The sequence below is a fragment of the Acinetobacter towneri genome (genome assembly GCF_017498585.1).
Lineage (GTDB): Bacteria > Pseudomonadota > Gammaproteobacteria > Pseudomonadales > Moraxellaceae > Acinetobacter > Acinetobacter towneri.
The window spans coordinates 664,088-687,473 of the sequence record NZ_CP071766.1 but is presented as its reverse complement, the minus strand read 5'-3'; the positions used below and the strand labels follow the sequence as shown (position 1 = coordinate 687,473).

General features: G+C 40.8%; 27 protein-coding genes. 10 read left to right on the top strand and 17 right to left on the bottom strand.

Annotated elements, in window-relative coordinates; genetic code table 11:
- Positions 1 to 30: 30 nt before the first annotated feature.
- A complete protein-coding gene (locus J4G44_RS03260) occupies positions 31 to 939 on the bottom strand; it encodes a DMT family transporter (protein WP_096902732.1) in 909 nt (302 codons plus the stop codon).
- 285 nt (positions 940 to 1,224) lie between these two features.
- On the opposite strand from J4G44_RS03260, the gene J4G44_RS03255 reads away from it, so the two are divergent.
- Positions 1,225 to 1,770 carry a glutathione peroxidase gene (locus tag J4G44_RS03255; protein WP_004970127.1) on the top strand — a complete coding sequence of 182 codons (546 nt, stop codon included), beginning with the start codon at positions 1,225 to 1,227 and terminating at the stop codon, positions 1,768 to 1,770.
- A gap of 325 nt (positions 1,771 to 2,095) precedes the next feature.
- Positions 2,096 to 2,686: a hypothetical protein gene (locus J4G44_RS03250; RefSeq protein WP_136144381.1), complete on the top strand. Its 591-nt coding sequence runs from the start codon at positions 2,096 to 2,098 to the stop codon at positions 2,684 to 2,686.
- Between the two features lie 79 nt (positions 2,687 to 2,765).
- Here the strand turns inward: J4G44_RS03250 and J4G44_RS03245 are convergent, their stop codons facing one another.
- From J4G44_RS03245 to J4G44_RS03200, 10 genes are all read right to left on the bottom strand, one after another.
- A complete protein-coding gene (locus J4G44_RS03245) occupies positions 2,766 to 3,185 on the bottom strand; it encodes a F0F1 ATP synthase subunit epsilon (RefSeq protein ID WP_004970132.1) in 420 nt (139 codons plus the stop codon).
- A 27-nt stretch (positions 3,186 to 3,212) separates the two neighbouring features.
- Positions 3,213 to 4,607, bottom strand: coding sequence for a F0F1 ATP synthase subunit beta (gene atpD / locus J4G44_RS03240; protein WP_004970134.1), 1,395 nt, complete (start codon positions 4,605 to 4,607; stop codon positions 3,213 to 3,215).
- Positions 4,608 to 4,636: 29 nt separating this feature from the next.
- Entirely contained in the window at positions 4,637 to 5,506 is an 870-nt protein-coding gene (atpG, locus tag J4G44_RS03235) for a F0F1 ATP synthase subunit gamma (RefSeq protein ID WP_004970136.1), read from the bottom strand.
- An 83-nt stretch (positions 5,507 to 5,589) separates the two neighbouring features.
- Complete coding sequence (gene atpA / locus J4G44_RS03230) at positions 5,590 to 7,134, bottom strand: F0F1 ATP synthase subunit alpha (RefSeq protein WP_004970138.1); 1,545 nt, start codon at positions 7,132 to 7,134, stop codon at positions 5,590 to 5,592.
- Positions 7,135 to 7,174: 40 nt separating this feature from the next.
- Positions 7,175 to 7,711, bottom strand: coding sequence for a F0F1 ATP synthase subunit delta (locus J4G44_RS03225; protein WP_004970141.1), 537 nt, complete (start codon positions 7,709 to 7,711; stop codon positions 7,175 to 7,177).
- Positions 7,712 to 7,725: 14 nt separating this feature from the next.
- On the bottom strand, positions 7,726 to 8,196 hold the full coding sequence (locus tag J4G44_RS03220; protein ID WP_004970142.1) for a F0F1 ATP synthase subunit B: 471 nt from the start codon (positions 8,194 to 8,196) through the stop codon (positions 7,726 to 7,728).
- Between the two features lie 39 nt (positions 8,197 to 8,235).
- Complete coding sequence (gene atpE, locus J4G44_RS03215) at positions 8,236 to 8,481, bottom strand: F0F1 ATP synthase subunit C (RefSeq protein ID WP_000424060.1); 246 nt, start codon at positions 8,479 to 8,481, stop codon at positions 8,236 to 8,238.
- An 85-nt stretch (positions 8,482 to 8,566) separates the two neighbouring features.
- Entirely contained in the window at positions 8,567 to 9,442 is an 876-nt protein-coding gene (gene atpB / locus J4G44_RS03210; RefSeq protein ID WP_004970145.1) for a F0F1 ATP synthase subunit A, read from the bottom strand.
- 103 nt (positions 9,443 to 9,545) lie between these two features.
- Positions 9,546 to 9,944: an ATP synthase subunit I gene (locus J4G44_RS03205; protein ID WP_004970147.1), complete on the bottom strand. Its 399-nt coding sequence runs from the start codon at positions 9,942 to 9,944 to the stop codon at positions 9,546 to 9,548.
- A gap of 172 nt (positions 9,945 to 10,116) precedes the next feature.
- Positions 10,117 to 10,956, bottom strand: coding sequence for a metal ABC transporter solute-binding protein, Zn/Mn family (locus J4G44_RS03200; protein WP_104852883.1), 840 nt, complete (start codon positions 10,954 to 10,956; stop codon positions 10,117 to 10,119).
- A gap of 135 nt (positions 10,957 to 11,091) precedes the next feature.
- Here J4G44_RS03200 and J4G44_RS03195 point away from each other — a divergent pair, with 135 nt between their 5' ends.
- From J4G44_RS03195 to znuB, 3 genes are read left to right on the top strand one after another with little or no spacing between them, the layout of a single operon-like run.
- Positions 11,092 to 11,586 carry a transcriptional repressor gene (locus tag J4G44_RS03195; RefSeq protein WP_004970151.1) on the top strand — a complete coding sequence of 165 codons (495 nt, stop codon included), beginning with the start codon at positions 11,092 to 11,094 and terminating at the stop codon, positions 11,584 to 11,586.
- Positions 11,562 to 12,350 (top strand): zinc ABC transporter ATP-binding protein ZnuC, encoded by a 789-nt coding sequence (gene znuC, locus J4G44_RS03190; RefSeq protein WP_131261255.1) that lies wholly within the window; start codon positions 11,562 to 11,564, stop codon positions 12,348 to 12,350. The genes J4G44_RS03195 and znuC overlap by 25 nt, the downstream gene beginning before the upstream one ends.
- A 3-nt stretch (positions 12,351 to 12,353) precedes the next feature.
- Positions 12,354 to 13,154 (top strand): zinc ABC transporter permease subunit ZnuB, encoded by an 801-nt coding sequence (gene znuB, locus J4G44_RS03185; RefSeq protein WP_004970154.1) that lies wholly within the window; start codon positions 12,354 to 12,356, stop codon positions 13,152 to 13,154.
- On the opposite strand, the gene J4G44_RS03180 is transcribed toward znuB, so the two are convergent.
- Together J4G44_RS03180 and J4G44_RS03175 are read right to left on the bottom strand one after the other, a co-directional pair.
- Positions 13,151 to 13,549 carry a hypothetical protein gene (locus J4G44_RS03180; protein ID WP_136144785.1) on the bottom strand — a complete coding sequence of 133 codons (399 nt, stop codon included), beginning with the start codon at positions 13,547 to 13,549 and terminating at the stop codon, positions 13,151 to 13,153. The genes znuB and J4G44_RS03180 overlap by 4 nt on opposite strands.
- Before the next feature lie 111 nt (positions 13,550 to 13,660).
- The gene (locus tag J4G44_RS03175) at positions 13,661 to 14,281 is read right to left on the bottom strand and encodes a LysE family transporter (protein ID WP_154321171.1); all 621 of its coding nucleotides are present in this window, start codon (positions 14,279 to 14,281) and stop codon (positions 13,661 to 13,663) included.
- 159 nt (positions 14,282 to 14,440) lie between these two features.
- Between J4G44_RS03175 and J4G44_RS03170 the strand changes: the two genes are divergently transcribed.
- The 3 genes from J4G44_RS03170 (at position 14,441) to J4G44_RS03160 (ending at position 16,558) form a co-directional block, all read left to right on the top strand.
- Complete coding sequence (locus tag J4G44_RS03170) at positions 14,441 to 15,361, top strand: Dyp-type peroxidase (protein ID WP_207973850.1); 921 nt, start codon at positions 14,441 to 14,443, stop codon at positions 15,359 to 15,361.
- A 185-nt stretch (positions 15,362 to 15,546) separates the two neighbouring features.
- Positions 15,547 to 16,002 carry a helix-turn-helix domain-containing protein gene (locus J4G44_RS03165; protein WP_004973749.1) on the top strand — a complete coding sequence of 152 codons (456 nt, stop codon included), beginning with the start codon at positions 15,547 to 15,549 and terminating at the stop codon, positions 16,000 to 16,002.
- A complete protein-coding gene (locus J4G44_RS03160; protein WP_121533679.1) occupies positions 15,992 to 16,558 on the top strand; it encodes an IS630 family transposase in 567 nt (188 codons plus the stop codon). The genes J4G44_RS03165 and J4G44_RS03160 overlap by 11 nt, the downstream gene beginning before the upstream one ends.
- 7 nt (positions 16,559 to 16,565) lie before the next feature.
- Here the strand turns inward: J4G44_RS03160 and J4G44_RS03155 are convergent, their stop codons facing one another.
- Both J4G44_RS03155 and J4G44_RS03150 read right to left on the bottom strand, forming a co-directional pair.
- Positions 16,566 to 16,874 carry a hypothetical protein gene (locus tag J4G44_RS03155; RefSeq protein ID WP_207973849.1) on the bottom strand — a complete coding sequence of 103 codons (309 nt, stop codon included), beginning with the start codon at positions 16,872 to 16,874 and terminating at the stop codon, positions 16,566 to 16,568.
- Entirely contained in the window at positions 16,871 to 17,464 is a 594-nt protein-coding gene (locus tag J4G44_RS03150) for a hypothetical protein (RefSeq protein ID WP_265738106.1), read from the bottom strand. The genes J4G44_RS03155 and J4G44_RS03150 overlap by 4 nt, the downstream gene beginning before the upstream one ends.
- A gap of 181 nt (positions 17,465 to 17,645) precedes the next feature.
- Here J4G44_RS03150 and J4G44_RS03145 point away from each other — a divergent pair, with 181 nt between their 5' ends.
- Positions 17,646 to 18,671: an IS30-like element ISAba125 family transposase gene (locus J4G44_RS03145; RefSeq protein ID WP_005103961.1), complete on the top strand. Its 1,026-nt coding sequence runs from the start codon at positions 17,646 to 17,648 to the stop codon at positions 18,669 to 18,671.
- Here J4G44_RS03145 and J4G44_RS03140 read toward each other — a convergent pair.
- Positions 18,606 to 19,712, bottom strand: a complete 1,107-nt coding sequence (locus tag J4G44_RS03140) for a hypothetical protein (protein ID WP_207973847.1) — start codon at positions 19,710 to 19,712, stop codon at positions 18,606 to 18,608. The genes J4G44_RS03145 and J4G44_RS03140 overlap by 66 nt on opposite strands.
- Positions 19,712 to 22,585 (bottom strand): type VI secretion system Vgr family protein, encoded by a 2,874-nt coding sequence (locus J4G44_RS03135; RefSeq protein WP_179990578.1) that lies wholly within the window; start codon positions 22,583 to 22,585, stop codon positions 19,712 to 19,714. The genes J4G44_RS03140 and J4G44_RS03135 overlap by 1 nt, the downstream gene beginning before the upstream one ends.
- Before the next feature lie 394 nt (positions 22,586 to 22,979).
- On the opposite strand from J4G44_RS03135, the gene J4G44_RS03130 reads away from it, so the two are divergent.
- On the top strand, positions 22,980 to 23,207 hold the full coding sequence (locus tag J4G44_RS03130) for a hypothetical protein (protein WP_004970172.1): 228 nt from the start codon (positions 22,980 to 22,982) through the stop codon (positions 23,205 to 23,207).
- The last annotated feature ends 179 nt before the right edge of the window (positions 23,208 to 23,386 follow it).

Here is a 23,386-nt window from a genome sequence, read left to right as displayed (position 1 = left end):
TTTATGTGATCAAAAAAACACCAATTAAACTCAACTTTTTGCTTGAATGTGTACGCGTGCTTTCATTTGTGCCAACACAATACCCGTTAAAATAATCAATCCACCGATACTGTGATAACTCCCCCACACTTCTGCCAACCAAAAATATGCAATGATAGCCGTGAAAACAGGCATCAAATTCATAAAAATACTGGTGCGATTTGGCCCTAAATATTGAACGGCCAACATCCATACCAAAGGTGCAATAATTGAAGGAAATATACCTGCATACAGCACACTTAAACCATTTTGGCTATTTAAATGATCCAAGCCGAACCACAAAATAAATGGCAGATGGTAAAGTAAGGCGAATATAATTTGCACATAAAGACTCAGCATGAGCGGCAATTTTAAATTCCATTTCTTTAAAAACACCCCATAAAAGGCGTAAAAAAATACCGCCAAAACCATGAGCATATCGCCCGCATGTCCTGTCAGCTGACTGAGTTGACGCAAATCTCCTTGTGCAATCACATACAACAAACCCGAAAATGAAATAATGCAGCCCAAAACCGCAAATCGTGTCGGAATGTCTTTTAAGATCAGCAATGAAACCAAAACCGTAAACATGGGAATAAACGCATTAATAATGCCCATATTGGTTGCAGTGGTGTAATTGGCTGCGGTATAGCTTAGACCTTGATACAGCACCAAACCAAAAGCACTAAGCACTGCCAACTGTTTCAAATGTGGACGAATCAACTCACGCTGCTGCCAAACTTTGGGCAATATCCACGGGGTTAAAATCAGAAAAGCAATCAACCAGCGATAAAAACTGATACTGACGGGTGAAATATACTCCGCCACATACCTCGTTACTGCAATATTTAAAGACCAAATCAATACCGCAATCAATGGCAATAAAATTGCCCAAAATACGCCTTTATCTGACCGTATCATGTATTCATCATCCTTGTTGTACCAAACAGCATACCTGCTGTGAAACCCTTTTCTATAACTGACTTGTGATGCAAAGTGCTAAAAACCCAGTGTCTATTTATGGCACTTTTCGCTCGATTTATCCATCAATAAAATAAAATGCAGATACGAATTACATTTTTCTGCGCAATATCACGGCTATGCGGGATTCCATCAGTGTCGTAAATTTCTTTGCTATAAAACTTGCTGTACCCAAAAATTACAGTTACAACAGTAGCGGTAAAATACAGATTCTAGGAAGCAACTATGCGCACTTCAGTTTATGACATTGCAGTAAAAACCAATCAGGGTACGGAAACCACATTAAATCAATATGCAGGAAAAGTGTTGTTGATCGTGAACGTGGCATCAAAATGTGGCTTAACCCCGCAATACGAAGGCTTACAGCAACTCTACGCAGCAAAACAGGCACAAGGCTTAGAAATTTTAGCCTTTCCATCGAATGATTTCTTGGCACAAGAACCGGGCAGCGATACAGAAATTCAGGAATTTTGCTCACTGAATTATCAGGTGAGTTTTCCATTGTTTGCTAAAATTCCAGTCGTGGGTGCAGAAAAACATCCTCTCTACACGGCTTTAACGCAAGCAATTCCTGAACGTATTGGTGAAGGCCCATGGTGGAAAGATTTGGTTGATTACGGCTTAACCCCAAATGAACCACCTGAAGTATTGTGGAACTTTGAAAAGTTTTTGGTGAATAAACAAGGTGAAGTGGTGGCGCGTTTTGCCCCAGATTTAACCGCAGATGACCCGCGCATTGTAGAAGCGATTGAGGCTGAATTGGCTAAATAATTTTTTATTCAGCAAGTTAAAGAGTTCTTTCATAAATTCTCTTTAAATCAATAATTCAGCTCCCTCATCCTCTTGCGAAATATATTCCTCATCCTGAGCCATATATGGCGCAAGAGAAGGGACTATCAATATCAATTCGACTCAATTACTTATGATCATTTTTCTTTTATGAAAGAAGTGTAATTCATAGGAGTTTCTTTAAAACTCCTATTTTTTTTGATTTAGACAAAAAAATTAAGATTTGTTATTGCTTTGCAACAATCTGTTTTTTATTCATATTTTCGTTTTATATTCATTCTCAATGAGTACCAAAAATCACATGAATATGAAAAATGTATCTTCGAAGACACTACTTCCGTTTGCACTATTGAGTTCTGCCTTGCTACTCAGCGCCTGTGATCAAATGAACACGCCGCAAACGCAAACAACTAATCAAGATGATTCCAGCGCATCATCCAACAGCAATACAAACCCAACCAACGCTCCATTAAGCAGTGGCAATATGTTCTATATTGTGCGCGATGTGGCTGATCTACAGCTCAAAGCAGGTCAATATGTCGAACAACTGAATCAAACCAAGTCTGAATTGCAAACCGCTGTAGATGCGCAAGATCCACAACAATTACAAATTGCAGCGACTCAATTACAACAGCAGTTACAAGGCTTCAATCAAACACTAAGCAGCCTAGACTTAAAAACACAGGAAATTGATACCATCCGTCAAAACTTATTGGCTGCCAATCAGCAAGTTTTGGCTTCACCATTTTTAAATGGACAAGTCGATTTAAGCAAAGTGGACTTTAAGAAACTGGAACAGCAAATGGGGAGTATTCAAGCTGAAATGCTAAAACTGGCGGGGATGATTTTACAAGGTGAGTCAAATCAGCCTACTGAAACTACCAATACAGCATCTTAAGCAAAGATAAGGCTTCAATTCCAAACAGCATAAAAAAAGCCACTCTTTCGAGTGGCTTTTTTCAATCTTAAACCGACAATTAAAGTGCGCGGTTTTTGATTTTGCGGATGGTTTCCAACTGTGCAGCAGTTTCTGCCAAAGCAGCCAAAGCAGCAGCAGAGTCCAAATCGCTCTTTTGATTTGCCAACAATTGTTCAGCGTGTTTACGCGCTTCAATAATTGCCGCTTCATCTAAGTTTTCTGCACGAACTGCAGTATCTGCAAGAATCGTAACAACATGCGGTTGAACTTCTAGAACGCCACCAGATACATAGATTAATTCTTCTGTACCATTTTCCAGCAGAACGCGGATTGCACCCGGCTGAAGCAAAGTTACCAGTGGTGCGTGACCCGGCATAATACCGAGTTCACCGCCAGCACCTTTTGCAATTAGCATAGTCACAGTGCCCGAGTACAAAGACTCTTTTACACTTACAACATCACATTGCATAGTCGCCATGAGAATCTCCTAAATTAGAGCTGCTAATTAAAGTTTCTCGGCTTTAGCAATCACTTCGTCAATACCACCAACCATATAGAACGCTTGTTCTGGGATATGATCGTATTCACCAGCTAGAAGACCTTTAAAGCCACGAATTGTATCTTTAAGCGGTACAAGTTTACCAGGCGCGCCAGTAAATACTTCAGCTACGTGGAACGGTTGAGAGAAGAAACGTTGGATCTTACGTGCACGGTATACAGTAAGTTTGTCTTCTTCTGACAATTCGTCCATACCAAGAATTGCGATAATGTCTTTCAATTCTTTATAACGTTGAAGAACGTTTTGAACTGAACGAGCAATTTCGTAATGCTCAGTACCAACAACTAATGGATCTAACTGACGTGAAGTTGAGTCTAGTGGATCGATCGCAGGGTAAATACCTTGAGATGCAATATCACGGCTCAATACTACAGTTGCGTCTAAGTGCGCGAACGTTGTAGCAGGTGATGGGTCAGTCAAGTCATCGGCAGGTACGTATACAGCTTGAATAGATGTAATCGAACCAGACTTAGTTGAAGTAATACGTTCTTGAAGAACACCCATCTCTTCTGCAAGTGTAGGCTGATAACCTACTGCAGATGGCATACGACCTAGAAGTGCTGATACTTCAGTACCTGCTAGTGTATAACGGTAGATGTTGTCTACAAACAATAATACGTCACGACCTTTACCGTTCTCATCTTTTTGATCACGGAAGTACTCAGCCATAGTCAAACCAGTTAACGCTACGCGTAAACGGTTACCAGGCGGCTCGTTCATCTGACCGTAGACCATTGCTACTTTGTCAAGAACGTTAGAGTCTTTCATTTCGTGATAGAAGTCGTTACCTTCACGAGTACGCTCACCAACACCAGCGAATACAGATAAACCTGAGTGCGCTTTAGCGATGTTGTTGATCAACTCCATCATATTTACGGTTTTACCAACACCCGCACCACCGAACAGACCAACTTTACCACCTTTCGCGAACGGGCAAAGTAAGTCAATGACTTTAATACCAGTTTCTAAAAGGTCAGTAGAAGCCGCTTGTTCTGCATAAGAAGGCGCTTGACGGTGAATTGGTAAACGCTCTTCAGTTGCAACTGGACCAGCTTCGTCGATAGGGCGACCAAGAACGTCCATGATACGACCAAGTGTCGCTGTACCTACTGGTACAGAGATTGGCGCGTTAGTGTTAGTTACGTTCAAACCACGCTTAAGGCCTTCAGTAGAACCCATTGCAATAGTACGAACTACGCCATCACCAAGTTGTTGCTGAACTTCTAATGTAGTTTCAGTACCGTCAACTTGGAGAGCGTCATAGATCTTAGGAACGCTGTTGCGTTCAAACTCGACGTCGATAACCGCGCCGATGATCTGAATGATACGACCGCCACTCATTGCTGTCTCCTCAATTCAAACTAATAATGTTAAACGGCAGCGGCACCACCAACGATTTCAGAAATTTCCTGAGTAATCGCGGCTTGACGCAGCTTGTTATAAATAAGTTGTAGGCTCTTGATCAGTTCACCTGCGTTATCTGTTGCAGCTTTCATTGCAACCATACGCGCAGACTGTTCACATGCGATGTTTTCAATCACACCTTGATAAACCATAGACTCGATGTAACGAACCAATAAACCATTTAACAGCTCTTCAGCTTCTGGTTCATAGATATAATCCCAACCGTATTGACGGTTAAGAGTCTTGTTTTCTTCAGCAGATGCTAAAGGAACAAGTTGTTCGATTTTCTGATCTTGAGTCATGGCATTGACAAAGCCGTTTGACACGAGGTAAATGCGATCTAACTCGCCTTTATCGTACGCATCTAACATCACTTGCACAGAGCCAGATAACTGTTCAAGACTTGGCGCGTCACCTACGTTTGTAGTTGCACCAAGCACTTTACCGCCGTAGTTTTTAAAAAACGAAACCGCTTTTTGACCAATTAAAGCAAACTGAACTTCAATTGACTGCTCTTGTTGTTGCTGTACATGCTTTACAACTTTCTTGAACAAGTTAATGTTCAAGCCACCTGCCAAACCACGATCTGAAGACACGATGATATAACCAACGCGTTTTACAGGGCGTTCAATCATATAACGGTGTTTGTATTCAGGGTTCGCCTGTACCAAATGAGCAATTACACGGTGCATATTTTCGGCATACGGACGGCCTTGAGCCATGCGCTCTTGCGCACGACGCATCTTAGAAGCAGCAACCATTTGCATCGCGCGAGTAATCTTTTGCGTGCTCTTGATACTAGCAACTTTGGCGCGAATTTCTTTTAAATTTGCCATACGCTTAACCTAGTATTCGAAAGCCCTTTCAGGCTTCCGAAGGTTGATTCCGTGAACCAAACCCCTAACTAGCCAATGCTAAATTAGTAAGTTTGAGTCGCTTTAAAGCTTTCAATACCTGCTTTGATTGCAGCTTCGATGTCTTTGTTGAAATCACCAGTTTCATCGATTTGTTGCATTAACGCAGCATGTTCTGAACGGAAGTAAGAAATTAACGCAGCATCAAAGTCTACGATTTTCTTCACTTCTACGTCAGCCATGTAGCCTTCGTTAGATGCATAAACTGAAACAGCTTGGTCAGCAATTGAGTATGGCGCATATTGTTTCTGCTTCATTAACTCAGTTACACGTTGACCATGTTCAAGTTGCTTACGAGTTGCTTCGTCAAGGTCAGAAGCGAACTGAGCAAACGCTGCCAATTCACGGTATTGCGCCAAAGCGGTACGGATACCACCAGACAATTTTTTGATGATCTTAGTTTGAGCAGAACCACCAACACGCGATACAGAAATACCCGCGTTCACAGCAGGACGGATACCCGCGTTGAATAATGATGTTTCTAAGAAGATCTGACCATCTGTAATCGAAATTACGTTGGTTGGTACGAATGCAGATACGTCACCTGCTTGAGTTTCAATAATCGGCAATGCAGTTAAAGAACCAGTTTGACCTTTAACTTCACCGTTAGTGAATTTCTCAACGTAGTCAGCAGATACACGAGAAGCACGCTCAAGTAGACGCGAGTGTAGATAGAACACGTCACCTGGATACGCTTCACGACCTGGTGGACGACGTAAAAGCAATGAAATTTGACGATACGCAACAGCTTGCTTAGACAAGTCATCATAAATGATTAACGCGTCTTCACCACGGTCACGGTAGTATTCACCCATTGTACAACCAGAGTACGGAGCTAAATACAGCATTGCTGCTGGATCAGATGCACCTGCTGCGACAACAGTGGTATACGCCATAGCGCCAGTTTCTTCTAGCTTACGTACTACGTTTGCGATAGTCGATTGTTTTTGACCAATTGCTACGTATACACACTTAATGCCAGAGTTTTTCTGAGCGATGATCGCATCGATCGCCATTGCTGTTTTACCAGTTTGACGGTCACCAATGATCAACTCACGTTGACCACGGCCTACAGGGATCATGGTATCAACTGATTTATAACCAGTTTGAACAGGTTGATCCACTGATTGACGCCAAATTACGCCTGGTGCTACTTTTTCTACAGCATCAGTTAATTTTGCATCAATAGGGCCTTTACCATCAATTGGGTTACCCAAAGCATCTACCACACGGCCTAAAAGTTCTGGACCAACCGGAACTTCTAATACACGACCTGTGCAACGTGCTTTTTGACCTTCTTGAAGGCTTAAGTAGTTACCTAAAACAACGACGCCCACTGAATCCTGTTCTAGGTTCAGTGCCATACCAAATAAGCCGCCGTCGAATTCGATCATTTCACCGTACATTGCATCAGCAAGGCCGTGAATGCGCACAATACCGTCGGATACCATAACAATGGTACCTTCGTTTTTAGCGGTCGCGCTGGTGTCCAGATCGCCGATACGCTGTTTAATGAGCGCACTGATCTCGGATGGATTCAGTTGTTGCATTGCGCTATACCTCAATCTTTTATTAGTTCAGTCTTCGCAATTAAGCTAAAAGACGTGTCCGCATTTTTTCAAGCTTGTTAAGCGCAGAATCATCTATCACTTGGTCGCCTGCACGAATAACCACACCCGCAATTAACGCTGGGTTCACTTCTACAGAAACATTTACTGCCGCAGCGAAACGTTTTTCTAACGCTTGAGCAAGAATTTGTTCTTGTACAGAAGTCAATGGGAATGCTGATTCAATCACAACATCCACAGTATTGTTATTCTGTGATTTGAGCTGTTCGTATTCTGCTTGAATTTCAGGAAGCAAAGCCAAACGGTTGTTTTCAGCAAGCAATGTCAAAAAGTTTGACACTGCTGCAGTTTGGTCTTCACCTAAAACTTTGGCAAAAATACTCACCTGCTCAGCAGGCGTAAGCTCAGGGCGATTTAAGTAAGCTGAAAATGCTTCGTCTTGCACCGCAGCACTGAGCAAGTTAAGTGCTGTTGACCAATTGTCAGTTGCACCTTGCTCAGAAGCGTAAGCAAATGCTGCTTTAGCGTATGGGCGTGCCAACGTCAAGAGTTCAGCCATAATCTGCCTCTCTCTTAAAGTTTAGCAGCCAGCTGAGTCAGCATGGCATTGTGAGCTTCTGCGTCAACTTGCTGGCTAAGAATTTTCTCTGCACCAGTTACTGCAAGCGCAGCTACTTGTTGACGTAATTCTTCGCGAGCAGAATTGATTTCTGTATCAACAGCTTCTTTCGCTTGTTGACGAATACGCTCACCTTCAGCAGATGCTTGGGTACGCGCTTCTTCTACCAATTGTGCTGCACGACGATTCGCTTGTTCGATCAATTGAGCCGCTTGTGCTTTAGCTGCATCTAATTCAGCTTTCACTTGAGCTTGCGCATCGGCAAGATCAGCTTTGGCTTTCTCAGCTGCATTTAAGCCGTCAGCAATACGACGCTGACGCTCACTAATCGCATTGATTAGTGGTGGCCATACAAACTTCATGCAGAATGCGACGAAAATCGCAAATGCAATCGCTTGGCCAAACAATGTGAGGTTGATATTCATTGCAAATTCCTCAAATAGTGAATTTCGGAATTAAGCTGATTAACCTACAAATGGATTAGCGAAGATGAAGAACAAGCCAATACCAACACCGATCATAGGCACAGCATCAAGAAGACCTGCGATTAAGAACATACGAGTTTGAAGTTGTGGAGCCAATTCTGGTTGACGAGCAACAGCTTCAAGGAAGCGACCGCCTAAAAGACCAAAACCAATCGCAGTACCTAAAGCACCGAAAGCGATCAAGATAGCAGATGCAATTGCAACTAGACCTAAAGTGAGTTCCATGATAATTCCTCAGAGGTTAGGTTTTATACCAAATTAAGTTAAAAAATTGTGTGCCCAACCGCCCGATGACAGTTAGGCCATACCATTAATGCTTTTCGCTTGCCATGCTCATGTACACGATAGTCAACATCATGAAAATGAATGCTTGTAGCGTAATAATCAAAATGTGGAAAATCGCCCAAGGCACAGACAATGCCCACTGGATCCAGAACGGTAATAACGCGATAAGAATGAAGATTAACTCTCCCGCATACATGTTACCGAACAGTCGTAGAGCCAATGAAACTGGTCGCGCCAAGAAAGTAGTCAATTCCAACAATAAGTTGAATGGAATTAAAAGCACTTTAGCAACTGGATTACTTGGGTTGAATGGGTTAAGTGCCAACTCACCAACGAAGCCGCCAACACCTTTCTCACGAATACTATAGAAAATAATTAAGAAGAATACAGAAATAGACATACCTAAGGTAATGTTTGGATCTGTAGTCGGAACAATTTTAAAGTAAACCTGATGAGGGTCCACACCCAGCATAGATGCAATCGCCTGTTGAGCTACATAAGGAATAAAGTCAACAGGGATCAAATCCATCAAGTTCATGAGGAAAATCCACACGAAAATGGTTAATGCTAAGGGTGCAATTAATCGAGACTTCCCATGGAAGGTATCACGTACACTTGAATCCACAAACTCGATAATCACTTCAATTACTGACTGGAATTTACCAGGCACGCCTGAATTTGCAGCTTTCGCAACAATCCAGAACAATAAACAGAAGATCAGACCAAGTCCGATAGACCAACCCATTGAATCCAAGTGAATAGCAGTGAACCCCATCTGTTGAGCTTCTTCAGCAGACTCAGCCAACTTCCATGAACCGTCTGGCATTTTGCCATAGGTCATATTGGTCAAGTGATGCTTGATATACTCGGTCGAAGTAAGGGCATGTTCTTCAGCAGCCATAAATCACACCTGGTCAATGTAAAAAAACTAATAGAACAAACGAACATCGCGTGCTGCTTGATATCTCGCCTATTCCTGAAAAACTTTTCAATTTTTGCTGCGTTTAGACTCGTTTTTGTAATCGTGACACCCAAAATGGCGCAACCCACGACATGCTTTGAACGAGCATAAAACCACAAAACAATGCCACCGGGGATAACGGCTGTACATTGCTTAAAATTAAAATGAATCCTACGATCACGATTGCAAACTTACCGAGCATTCCTCTATACATGTTCGAAAGAACCTGTCTGGACGCTCGTGCACCTGCTGCTCGAAACGACTGCCATGAAAAATAACAACTTGCCAACCAACAAACACTAGCACCAAGTGCAGCGCTTAAGGCAGCCGTTGAGTCTTTCAAGACCCACGCTATCAGGGCTGAAACTGGAATCATGAATGCTTGTAAGAAGACCAAAGCTTTAGCTAATCGTCGGTCAATCAAGCGACTAGTTCGGCTCATTTTTTTATCCACTCACAGCATTAATGCTTGACAAGTTCAACTGATGATCGTTTTTTATCGCAGGCATTATAGAGTTAGCCCCCTGAACATGCAATCGTTTCCCGACCTTAGTCGTGTTTTTTTGCATGTTTGTCTCGGAATTGTCATATTTCAATTTTGCTTAAAAAACGCATCATTTTCGTGCATTTAATACACAAGCCTTGGTTTGCTTGGCTAATTGCTGCCACGCTTGCACAAAATCATCTGCACCGCGCATGCTTTCATCGACCTTTTGAAACACAATTGGATTCAATTTCATATACTGATTTTTACTGGCATGTCCTTCTGCAAGTAGGCACATTTTTGGATTTGGTCGGTGATCGTTCAAATATTTAATTTGTGCGACTGTTGGCGCAATATGCGGATCATTGGTCATCGACCCAGAAAATTCTAAATTTAAGGCACGTTCTAAATATTGATAGGCATCGTGATAAGCCCAATATGGCTGTACTGCAGTTTGAGTCTGAAACTGACTTGCACTTTTGAATAAACTCTGTGCGAAGGCACGTGCGTTATTCCAATAAGCATCGCGATGTTCAGGCATTTGCTGAGAACGTAACGCGGCAATAAAGAAGCCGATACGCACCGCATTGTTTGGGTCTAGCCAGACATGGCTGTCTACTGTATTTTTTAATGCTGCACCACGTTCTGAACGCTGCGGCAAAGTTTTCATAATGCCCGTATCTAATAAAGCAATCGCTTTAGGATTTTGATGTAATACACGTTCTAGCGGTGCTTCATGCGCCTTACCTAGCCAAATAATTAAATCCGCATCTTGGATGATTTTTCGATGTGCAGGCGTGAGCGATACATCATGCCCTGTTTGATCTGCCAGTAATAACGTGGGTGTTTCGATATTTTGCGTGACTTTTTGGGCAATCAAATAGATAGGATGGGTAGACACCACCAAAGCCTGCGCCATGCTGACAGTACTGCATAACGCTAAAAGACAGAAACTAAATAAACGAAACATTGCGGCATATCACGAAAAATCGACAAATGTTATAATATAACAAATTTATAAAAATACCTACGTATAATCGAAACTAATAACGCTTCATGCTAAGATTTACTGTCGTTTTTCTTTTAAAGTTCAACTGGGGTGGCTATGAGCTTATGTTCGCACGAGCATCACAATGCATTACATGGCGTTCACGACCATCACAATGTCGATCAACGTCTTGCCGAAGCTGAAAGTTTATGTGCGGCAACAGGTGCTCGTTTAACACCGCTACGTAAAGAAGTGTTGGAACTCATTCTCAAGGCATCTGCACCAATGGGTGCTTATGATTTATTGGCGAAAATTAAAAGTGAGTCTGATCGTCCTGCAGCACCGCCAACGGTGTACCGTACTTTAGATTTTTTACTGGAAAAAGGACTAATTCACCGTTTGACTTCAATCAATGCCTATATTCCTTGCTGTCATCCACGTGAAGGACACCAAGCGGCTTTTTTAATCTGTACTGAATGTAAAGTCGTTAAAGAAGCTTCAGCGCAAGGTTTATTAGAGCAATTAGATCAGTTGGCAGCCTCTGACCGCTTTAGCCCGCATCACAGCATTATTGAGATTTCTGGAAAATGTCAGCAGTGCAACAGCAAATAACCACTGCACCGCTCATCGCCTTGCACAATATTCAGGTGCGAATAGATGAGCGCGATATTTTAAAAAATGTCGATTTTGAATTACATGCACGTGAAATTGTCACGCTAATTGGCCCCAATGGCGCAGGAAAATCGACTCTAATTAAAGTCTTGCTTGGCATTGTCAAACCAAATGCAGGCAAGCTCGTAAATGCTCGCAAATTGACCTTTTCTTATGTGCCGCAAAAGTTTAATCCTTCACACAGCTTGCCTTTAAGAGTGAAAGATTTACTGGCTTTAGAAAAATGCCCAGACGCAATTAAAGCAGAAATTATCCGCGATACTGGCATTGCCAAACTGCAAGATTCAAAAGTACAACAACTGTCTGGTGGTGAGCGGCAACGGGTGCTATTGGCACGCGCCTTATTACGTCAACCTGATGTTTTGGTACTGGATGAGCCGATGCAAGGACTAGATATTCAGTCCGAAGCTGAACTGTATGACTATGTGCGCAACTTACCGAGCAAATATGGCTGTGCGGTGTTGATGGTGTCGCATGATTTGCAATGGGTCATGCAAGGTACGCATCGTGTGGTATGTTTAAATAAACACATTTGCTGTAGCGGTTTGCCCGAAAATGTACAGCAACATCCTGAATACCAAGCTATTTTTGGAACCAATCGGGTGTTTTATCAACATCACCATGAACACTGCGCCCATGGCGATCATGCCGAGCCTTGTCAGCATGATTCACGTCCTCATATTCACCCTGAACCGGAAGCTTAACCCATGATGGATTGGCTACAATTGCTGTTACCTGCATGGATCATGGGCAGTTTATTGGTATTTTTGACCGCCCCACTTGGCTGTTTAATGCTGTGGCGACGTATGTCCTTTTTTGCCGATACGATGGCGCATGGCACCTTATTGGGTGTGGCGATTGCAGGCGCGTTGAGTTTACCTCTGTGGATGGGTGTGACCTTCTTGGCATTATTATTGGTGGGTGTTTTGTGGATTTTACATGATCCACGGTTGCCGAATGATGCATTATTGGCGCTCTGCTCTGCGACCTTGCTCTGTTCAGGGTTGCTCTTTATTCAACATATTCCAAGTTTGCGTCCTGAGTTGCTGAGCTATTTATTTGGTGATTTACTCACCATTTCATGGGCAGATTTACCTGTATTTGCCCTAGTGATTATTGTTGCTTTAGCGGTGCTGTATAAATTTTGGCAGGCACAAATTCAAATTGCAATTGACCCTGATATTGCGGTCAGTGAAGGCGTGAATGCCCAATGGCAACGCCTGATTTTTATGTTGTTGTTGGCATTATTTACCGTATTGGCTTTACGTGCAGTCGGTTCTTTATTGATGGGCGCATTGTTGGTGATTCCCGCTTTAACCGCACGTTTATTGGCTCACTCGCCTAAACAAATGGTGATTTGGGCATTTATTGTGGCGCAAATTGCAGTCAGCGTAGGTTTATGGTCAAGTGCGGGCTTAAATATTTCGACAGGTTTAAGTATTGTGATGACTATGGCGATCATTTTTGCGGTGATTTTTAGCGTTCAAAAAGTCAGAAAGATAGCTTAGTTTTTCGTTAATGAATATCTATATTTTTGTATTGCAGCAATGAGCATTACGACCAAAAATGGCAGTATATACGCTATCCACAGTGCTATATCACTATGAATCACTTGCTGTAAAAGACTCAATTGCTGCTGACTTTCTGAAACAGCATTCCAATCTATCTTTTGTAGATAAAACATTGCATGAATGGCAATCAACAACACAGCCGTAATATTAATCAACACCACACTTTGCCACACCGTATGTTTAAAATAAGTTTGCAAGGCGGCAAATACAAAAGAAAAAATCAAATTGATACTCAAATGTGCCATCAAAGCAATTGGCCAAAACACGCTATCTACTGAAAACTGAATTGCTAATCCAATTGCAATTAAAGTTGAAAAACTTAAAAGCAACATGCTGATCCACCAATGTTGCCAATAAAGTGCTCGCGGAATACATTTTATTTTCAACGTATGTCTCAATCTATTTTTATAATTACAGCGTACACTTTTGTGTAATTGAAGACATTACTGATGCACCAAACTCAACAAAAACGCAGCACCTGCAAACAATGCAGCAAAAGTACGATTCATAAATTTTTGCTGCTTCGGTGATCTTAACAAACGCAAAACTTTTGCAGCCAAGCCCGTATAGCCCGCCATCACAATCAAATCAATACTAATCATGGTCAGTGCCATAATTGCATATTGCGTCCATTGCGGTTTAGATAAATCTAAAAATTGCGGTAAAACTGCCAATAAAAACACAATTGCTTTGGGATTGCTCATATTGACTAAAAAGCCGTACATCACCAATTTTCCAGCAGATTTTCGCGTCAACTCATGCTGAATTTCAATCGACTGTGCAGGCGCTACCCATTGCAAATACGCCAGATATAACAAATATGCCACACCAAACCATTTCACAATTAGAAATGCCCAAGGTGTTGTCGCAAATAATACCCCTGCCCCTGCGGCTACAATCGCGATTTGCAATAATAAAGCGAGTTGTAGACCAATCGCATTCCAATACCCATGTCGAAAACCATAATTCAAACCACTCGACATCGAGGCAATCGCACCCGCGCCAGGTGAAACACTAATCACCCAACAGGCCAACATAAACGCAATCCAAACTTGATAAGACATATATCGCCGCTTTTCACAAGACAGTGCATTATATGATATTTCACTTAATCTCATGGCTAAAAACGTTGAATAAAATCGGGTTCGGGCTATTAAGCCTGCATGCAATCAGGCACAATAAAGTCAACTTTATAGAAAACAACAAATTTTCAGGAGCTATACATGACTGCCCAATCTGTAATTTTGCCACTACCTTCAGATCATGCTCGCTTTCTTGTACTTCGTTTAAAAGACTTAAGCATTACTGAGTTAAAAGAAAAATTGGCTGACTTGTTTAGCACACGGGATCGTTTGATTACCCAACATCCACATGCCCAAATTAAAACTGGCGTTGCTTTTGGCCCTGAACTTTGGGCACAGCTCTATCAGCAATCTCCAGAGGGTTTTAAACAATTACAACCAATTCAAGGTGCGTACCCAATGCCTGTCGTGCCTGCCGATGTGATCATTCACCTCGCCAGTACACGTGCGGATATTTGCTTTGCACTCAGTCAGGCATTCTTTGAGGGGATCCAAGACAAAATTGAAGTGTTGGATGAACGGGTCTGTTTCCGTTATTTTGATGGACGCGACATGACGGGCTTTATTGATGGTACCGAAAATCCACAATTTCCAGATGATCGTGCCGAAGTTGCACTTTTAGGCGAAGATGCAGGCGTGTTTGCCGATGGTTCTTTTATTTTTGCACAGCGCTATTGCCACGATTTAGAAAAATGGAAAAAGCTGAAAGTCGATGCTCAGGAACACGTGATTGGTCGTACCAAACTTGAATCTATTGAGTTGGATGACGAGGTTCAACCTGAGAACTCGCACGTGTCGCGTACTGTGGTTGAAGATGATGCAGGCGATGAGATGGAAATTTTGCGTCACTCGCTGCCTTATGGCGATGGTCAGGGTGATCAAGGCTTATTCTTTATTGCCTACACCAAAGATTTGAGCATTATTGATGCCATGTTAGAGCGTATGTTTGGCACGTCTGGTGATGGCATCCATGACCGTTTACTGCACTTTGTGACTGCCATGGATGGCGCATATTACTTTGCCCCAAGTGAGGAGCTGCTAGAAGAAGTTTTGGAAGGTTAAGATAAAGAGGCCGACGAGAGTCGGCTTCTTGATTTTATTAAATGCAATTAATACCCTTTGCATCTAAATTTATTTTATTAAAAACTGTTGTCTTTTTAGTTTTTAAATTTAAATATTCTGCTTCATAAGTTGACAAAAATAACTAATCATGCGAAAAAGTTTTTTTAGTTAACAGATGTTCACACATGCCTCGAATTGTTTCTGTACCACTTAGTTTAGAACAGCGAGAACGACTCATTTTTCTGGCCAAGCATGCAAAACATTGGCGTGAAAGACAACGTGCCCAAACTATTCTCTGGCTTTCTGAAGGTAAAAGTGTTGCGGAAGTTGCCACTCTACAAGAACGTATCCCAGAAACCATAAGGCTACAACGCCGACGTTGGGAATTGTATGAGTTTGAATCGATTAAAGAAGGTCATCGCTCAGGTCGGCCCAATACATTGATCTCAGACTATCAGGCGAAAATCCTAGATTGGGTCAATACAAGTCCACTCAATGCAGAACAAATCCGAGTCAAACTACATGAAGAATACGAAGTGTCCGTGTCTGTTGAAACCATTCGTAAGTTTTTACGTGATTCAGGTATGGTCTTCAAGCGTACCCGTCATAGCTTGAAAAAAAAGAGATCCGATTGCATTTGAACAAGCAACACAGCAGATTGAAAAATTACGAGAGCAAGCGGCACGTGGTGAAATTATATTAGGTTATGTTGATGAAACAGGGTTTTCATCTACACCTGATAACCGCTATGCGTGGACAAAGATAGGTGATGTTCATGCGGTTGATGCAATAAGATTAAAACGAGTTAATGTCATGGGGTGTTTGCTTTCAACGGGGAAACTGGTGACAAGTTGTTTACAAGAGTCAGTTACAAGCACTTGGTTTTATGCCTATTTAACTGGAATAGCTCAACAAGTAAAACAGACTTATAACCTTCCATTGGTTCTTATTGTTGATAATGCCTCGATTCATAGAAGTAAAAAGATGGCTGATTACAGAGAGCTACTTAAAAGTAACTTTTCGACGAATTTGTATTTTATTCCAGCTTATAGCCCTGAGTTAAATCGAATCGAGATGGTATGGAAGCAGATGAAATATTATTGGCGAGATTTTCAAGTCATGACAGCTGATAAAATAGAGCAATGGGTGGAGAGAGTATCAAACCAATTCGGAAAAGAATACATGTTTACTTTTTGATGACAGCTTACAAGATATAGCCTTGTGACATAAACCTGTATTGTCCATTCACTTTATTGTCAATAATCTCTTGTACTGTCCTATAAATTTCAGGCTTGGCGTTATCCCCCATATCCACTTCTTCAATCCTTAAAGTCGTAGATAGTTCAATTTTTTTCATGAATGGATAATACATAATTGAATTTATATTAGGATATTCACTAGGCACCAATAGAACAGATTTGCTACCACTACTAAAACAATAGTAATCTTTTTCTGAAGAATAAACCTGTGTACAAGAAACTAAAATAAATAACAAAATAAAGAAAATTCTCATAATTCTTTTAACCTTTTTTCAGCAAATAATTTCGCAGCATTCGCCGTATAACCATAACGCTTTCGACTCACTATCTGCCCACCTTCTTTTTTAGTACCAAATGGAAAGGTTGTCGTTTTAGTCATTTCAAGAAAACGCATATATCCTTTTTTTGCTTCGTTTAAATTTTTAATTTTTCCCTTTTTTTTACCTAGTGGATCATTCCATAGTCCCCAACCAAAGCTTTCACCACTTTTATTCTGCGCAATAGAACTTTCCTCAAAACTCAAATATGAGTCCAACGTGGCTATTATTTTTTTATTAAGATATCCACATTCTTTAATATTGAAAGCGGAAATAGCTCTTTTTAAGTAGTTCTCTCTATCATCGAAACCATTATATCCCCCATTAATTAAAGAGCATGTGGCTATCAAATCATTATTTAGTGCATAAGGAGTTAAGCCACCTGATTTAGAATGAAGCCAATACCACACCGCCGAACCTACCGCATGTTTTTTCTCCTTAGCAATACGTACTTTATTGGCTCCTAGAAAGTTCTCATTAATAGCTTTACCATATCCCTCATAATTTGATTTATAGGTAATTTGCATTAGGCCCCTACCTTTATATCCATCATAAACCTCACTTTCCGACTTTCCTCCTAGCCCTTCCTCCATAAGTCTATAACCCGCAGTTTCATGTAATGTATGTGCGATAAAATGTGCTTTTTCTAAACACGGCAGAGTAAAACTTGAAGTGCGACATAAACCACCTAATTAATTTAAAGGGTTTATGGAGTATATAAAATTGTCATACCATCATCTTAACTTTGAAGATCGTACTGCATTAATGCTTGAGTCAAGAAAAGAAGGCTTTTCACCCAGAAAATTTGCTGAACTTATTAAAAGACATCCTAGTACGATCTATCGTGAACTTAAAAGAAATAGCATCAATGACGTTTATCAAGCTCAATATGCTTCTGATAACACCTTCGCTAGACGTAGACGTGGTCATAGAAAACTCAAAATCGATTCAATCCTCTGGAAATTTATTGTTGAAGCGATCCGTTGTTTATGGTCTCCTCAGCAAATAGCAAAGCGTTTAAAGAGATTTCCTGATTTGGATCAAACAATGAATGTAAGCCATACAACGATTTATTCAACTATACGAGCATTACCAAAGGGTGAGCTGAAAAAAGACTTACTATCCTGTCTGCGTCATGAAAATAAAAAGCGAAAAGCTAACGGTGAACCTAAAAAAGATTCTATATTACAGGATATTAAAACTATTCATGAGCGCCCAGCCGAAGTTCAAGAAAGAAAAATACCGGGTCATTGGGAAGCCGATTTAATTAAAGGTAAAGACAATAAAAGTTCGATAGCAACACTTATTGAACGAAATACACGGCTCTGTATCTTGGCAACATTACCTGATGCAAAGGCAGAATCAGTGCGCAAGGCTTTAACTGAAGCTCTGAAATATTTACCCGCAGAACTGCGTAAAACATTGACCTATGACCGTGGACGTGAGATGTCAGAACATAAAATTCTCGAAGAAGATTTAGGCATAGATGTATATTTCTGTGACCCACATTCGCCATGGCAGAAAGGCACATGCGAAAATATGAATGGTTTAATTAGGCAGTATTTACCTAAAGGGATTGATTTAAACCAGGCAGATCAGCATTATTTAAATCAAGTTGCCATGTCACTGAATACTCGCCCTAGAAAAGCGTTAGATTGGCTTACACCATTAGAGAAATTTGCTCAGCTTGTTGATTATCATAAGGCTTTTGAAACTGTCGCACCTCATGTTTGAATTCGCCCACCTATTCATACTTAATTTTTTAAATTGTTGATTCAAATCATTTAAAAAACTTAATGCAGTCGAAGTATTTGTAATCTTCTTAAATTCTTCTACAGTGATATCTCTATTACAAGCACACTCTGCGTTATCTATTCTTTTATTTATGGTTGGCTTATCCTGATTAGTGTTACCTTTAACGACATCCACATCCAAAACCAATTTAACATTATTTTGTTTTAAGCTTTTTACTAAATAAGTTTCTGGGCTTAAAGGAGAGCCATCTGGCTTAAATACAGTAATCTGAATTTTCTCACCAACCCTGCTTTGAACAGGAATTTTTCCATTGGATATAGAAAGAATTTTTTTAGTTTGAGTACCTAACGCAACAATTTCCACTTTGGTATTTTCAACCACATAATCTTGATGATTACGATCCAAAAGACTTATGAATGTCTTACTTATAAAATTTTCATAAGGCTCATCTAATTTAATTATGATCGGTGTTTGAGAGCCATTTTCTGAGTTAATAGTACTTTTCAGTACAAATTTATCTTCCAAATTCAAAACTAGAATTTCTATGTCCCGATTGGGTGAAGAAAGTACTTCTACAATTCCTTGCTCATCTGTCGTACGTTCAAATGAACTTTGTCTTCCTTTGGGACGAGATTTCACAGGGAAATTAATTAAAACTTTCTCATTACAATCTATGACTTTAAATAAAGTTGTGACAATTCCTTTTGAGCTAGGTGTAATTTTTTCTTTCCGATATTCTTCTATGCTTTTAGGTAAAAATACTTTTAGAGGATTGTTTCTAGAAGAAACAAGAGATGAGTTAAGCGTTTTAATCACAATATAATCTTTAGCATTAGGAGGCTTTGCCAAAATTTCTACAGTTCGATTAGGCGAACCTTGAAATATAAATAATCCCTCTTTATCTGTTTTTTTTGAATTTTCTCTTGATGAACCTTTATAACGCGATTTAACGTTTAAATTGATAACATATTTCCCAGAGGCATCATAAATTTTTGAGATTACTGTAACTAAATTACTCATTACTTAACCTCCTCTTCAGCATATACATCGTCCTCAGAGTTAATCTCCGTGACCTCATCCATTAGTTCATCTATATTGTCAAGATTCGATTCTTGGATCAGTTGTGTATATAAAGACGCGAAGCCTAAAGCAACAAAGTCTGTCGGTTGAGAGGTATAAAAGCGTAACGTACTCAATTGATTATTTTCATTTAATATAGATTTATTAGTTTTAATGAGCTTTCCATTCAATTTATCTAAAACAAAGATTTCTTTTTCTCCTGTAGAGGGCTGATTCCACTGATAATTAATTTTATTACTGAATAACGTTGGTGACTTAGGCAAGCTTATTTTTTCTTCAATAATCTTCTCCCCACCCTCAAAACAATGCTGTCCTGCTTTCGCCTCAAATTTAGCTGAAGTACTCACAAAAACACCTTTTGAATTAATTTTGATTTGTGAACCACCTGCCGTTAGCACAATTTCTTTTGGACTGGTAATTTCCACCCGATCTTCCGTAGAAATCAGCTTGATTTTCTGGCGTGCAATTGCATCTATAGCACCATCTTGTGCCTGAATTTCGACTTTACCCTTGGCTGCAAAAGCACGTATACCTTGCTCCGCTGCAAATAAACTGATTTTATCGCGTGCATGTGTAATCACAGATTTTTGGGTAGAAACATTAATACTGCCTGCGGCACTTTGATGAATATGTTGATCTGCAGAAAGGTGTAAATCTTGCTGAGTTGAAACTGCAATTGAGTTGGGCGCACAAAGAATCATAACCGCCTGCTTAAAACTTGCCGCTTTAGTTTGATCTTCTAGTTCAATTTGATTTAAAAATTCTTTGAGATGCTCCAGTGTTTCCAAAGGATCTGTTTGCTGATTTTGTGCCAACTCACTTAAGCCTTTGCTTGCCGCTAAACTGGACTCCAATTGCCTTTTGGCAGGACTCGCATCTAAATGATACGCTTGTGCCTGTGCTTGTGGATGAGTTGAAAGCAGTAAGCCTGCACCTGCACGCACAGCTCCCCACCGATCAGTTCTTAATTCAAAGCCTTCGCCGCGCCCAATTGAATCCTCCTGCCGCATTGGATGGCTCAAATATCCTAAATTCAACTGACTCGCAGCATGACTACTCTGCAATTGCGCACTGAATTGTTTGGTGGTGTCATTGAAGCGAAGTTGGTTAAACCCTGCACCACGTATTTCTTGTGAACGAATCCCGCTCAAGTATTTGGTATCGGGTAGAGTTCCAACTGTATCGAATTGTGTCTGTTGTCGTTCTGCCTCATGTAAACGTCCAACCACAAAAGGACGATCAATATTGCCATCAAAGAAATCCACCACCACAATTTCACCAATACGTGGGTGAAATCTTGCACCATAACCCTCACCTGCCCACGGTGTGAGTACATCCACCCACGCCGAATCGCTCTCATTGTCGTTGGCACCCGCACCACCATCATGCAAGTGGTCATCACTTCGGGTAAATAAAAACCGAACTTTAATACGCCCCCACGCATCTACATGCACGGTTTCATCCTCAGGTCCAACCACTTTAGCGCGCTGTGGATAAGCCACGGGACGATGCAGTAATGGATTAAACTCTGGAACGAGCGCAATATGTCGTCGAATCAAATTCAATTGACAAAATTGTTGAGGATCACCCTCCAACGGTAACTGAAATGTCCACTGACTTTGTTGCAGCAGACTCAAAAAATGCTGTTGTAATTCAGGTGCTAAATTGTTTTGGTTATAAAACTGTTTGGACAGTATTAAAAACTCTCGTTCAGTTTGGGGATGTTGATCAATTTCAGCATGCCCGTGTAATTCAAACCAATACCCCACTTGCGCATCACGTAAATTACTTTGCGCGGAAAAATATTTTGCCTGCAAATCATAATACTGAGCCAATTGTTGTCCCAATTGTTCTAATTGTTCGGTACTTGCAGCTGTCACCTGATCTTGCCCAGTTAAGTCTTGCATCCACGCAGGACTCACGCACCACGCCTGTTCTAAACTTAAAGCTTCACTATTTTGTGTGCTACTTTGTAAGGGCGATGTGAACTGTACTGAATTTTGGTCCTGTGCCAAAAGATCGGGTTGCCAGCGTTGTAACTGTACTTCAGTGGGTTGCAGGTTACGCTGTGCCATCCAAGTGTAAATGCTATCCCGCTGCTCGATTGCACTTGTACGCTGAAATGCCACTCGTCTACGTTTTAAGGGCTGATAATGACTATTCTGCTCAATCAGTCTTAATTTTTGTGTATCCATAGGCGTTAAAAAATGCTCAACCCAAGGTTGTTTTTCATCCACCAACCAATTGATGCCTTCGCTACGCCACAAACGGGTTAAAAACTCATAATCGCTTTCGTTGGATTGTATGATGAGAGGTCGAACTGCATAACGCTGACTGAGACCACTTAAATCTAAACTTAAACTTGCAGCAAATAATGCACTGCGGTCTTGCCATTCTTTAAACAGAATTTCACTCACCTCCACCACAGTTTTATTCATAAATACCCGACTGTTGCGGCGTTTATGCCACAAAGCCGTTGCATCCTGAATCTGCAATTTATAGAGACTGAGCGTGCCATCACTTTGCCCTTGCGCTGCTGCAGTAATAATGCCGCTATGTCGAAATAATTCGCCTTGATCGGTGAGTTGATCTACAGCCACCCGACTGCCAATAAATTGTTTCAACGGCAAATTTGCATGCGGTGAGAGGCATAAGACATCCATCTGCAAACCTTGGTTGATGGCATGCTGACCATAAACGCACTGCAAAAAGACCTGATGATTTAAGGCTGAATTAGAAAACTGGATATGAATTGTGCGGTGTTGAGGGCTTAAGCCAAATTTTTCTAATACAGCAAAGAGTGAACTTTGCATTGTTATTATCGTTGCTATTTTTATAGTGGCGCTATTCTAATCAGCAACTTGGCAATTATCTAGAGCGTAAAATGGATAAAGCGATAAACGGAATTTGCAGTTAAGACCATCTCCATCGCCAATTTTGATAATCCTCAATCCCTCTATTGATGAAAAATCAACAAACATGACACATTGCGTTACTCTGCAGTCAAGACAATCTTCAATCGCTATGCTACAACTGAGTTATGCCGTCAAAAAAGGAGAGGTGAAGAAATTTATTGTTTTTTATCAAAACCTTTTTTTATTTTTATTTCGTCATCTCAGCTTTCTACATAAAAGGGTCATCATTAAGCTTTAGCATAATAAAAGCATGCAAATGCCTTACATATATAACTGCTATTCGGGAGCGAACATGAATAACAGCCAAAATTATGTCAAACAAATTAAAAATGCTAAACGTGGAGGATATACGCCTACCATCGCCAAAGACATCAACAAACATAAGATTCAAAAAGCCATTCGCCTAATTGAACAATGGAGAACGCTCGCAAATGAACTCAAACCACAAATGCAACTTGATATGGCCTTTACCTTAGAAGAATGTGCACAGGATTTAGATCGTATCTTAAGAAATAAATAATCGCTTTTTCACACCTCATTTCAGGTTGTTTTCTTCAATGAGCCCACCCGCTGGGCTCATTTCCTACAAAATCTTCTGTGTGATTTCCTCGTTTGTAACGCGCCAAAACCCTGCATACAAAATCTGCAAAAAATCTATGCCATGCATTAAACGGTTACTTTTTGGCTTGCGCACACGTA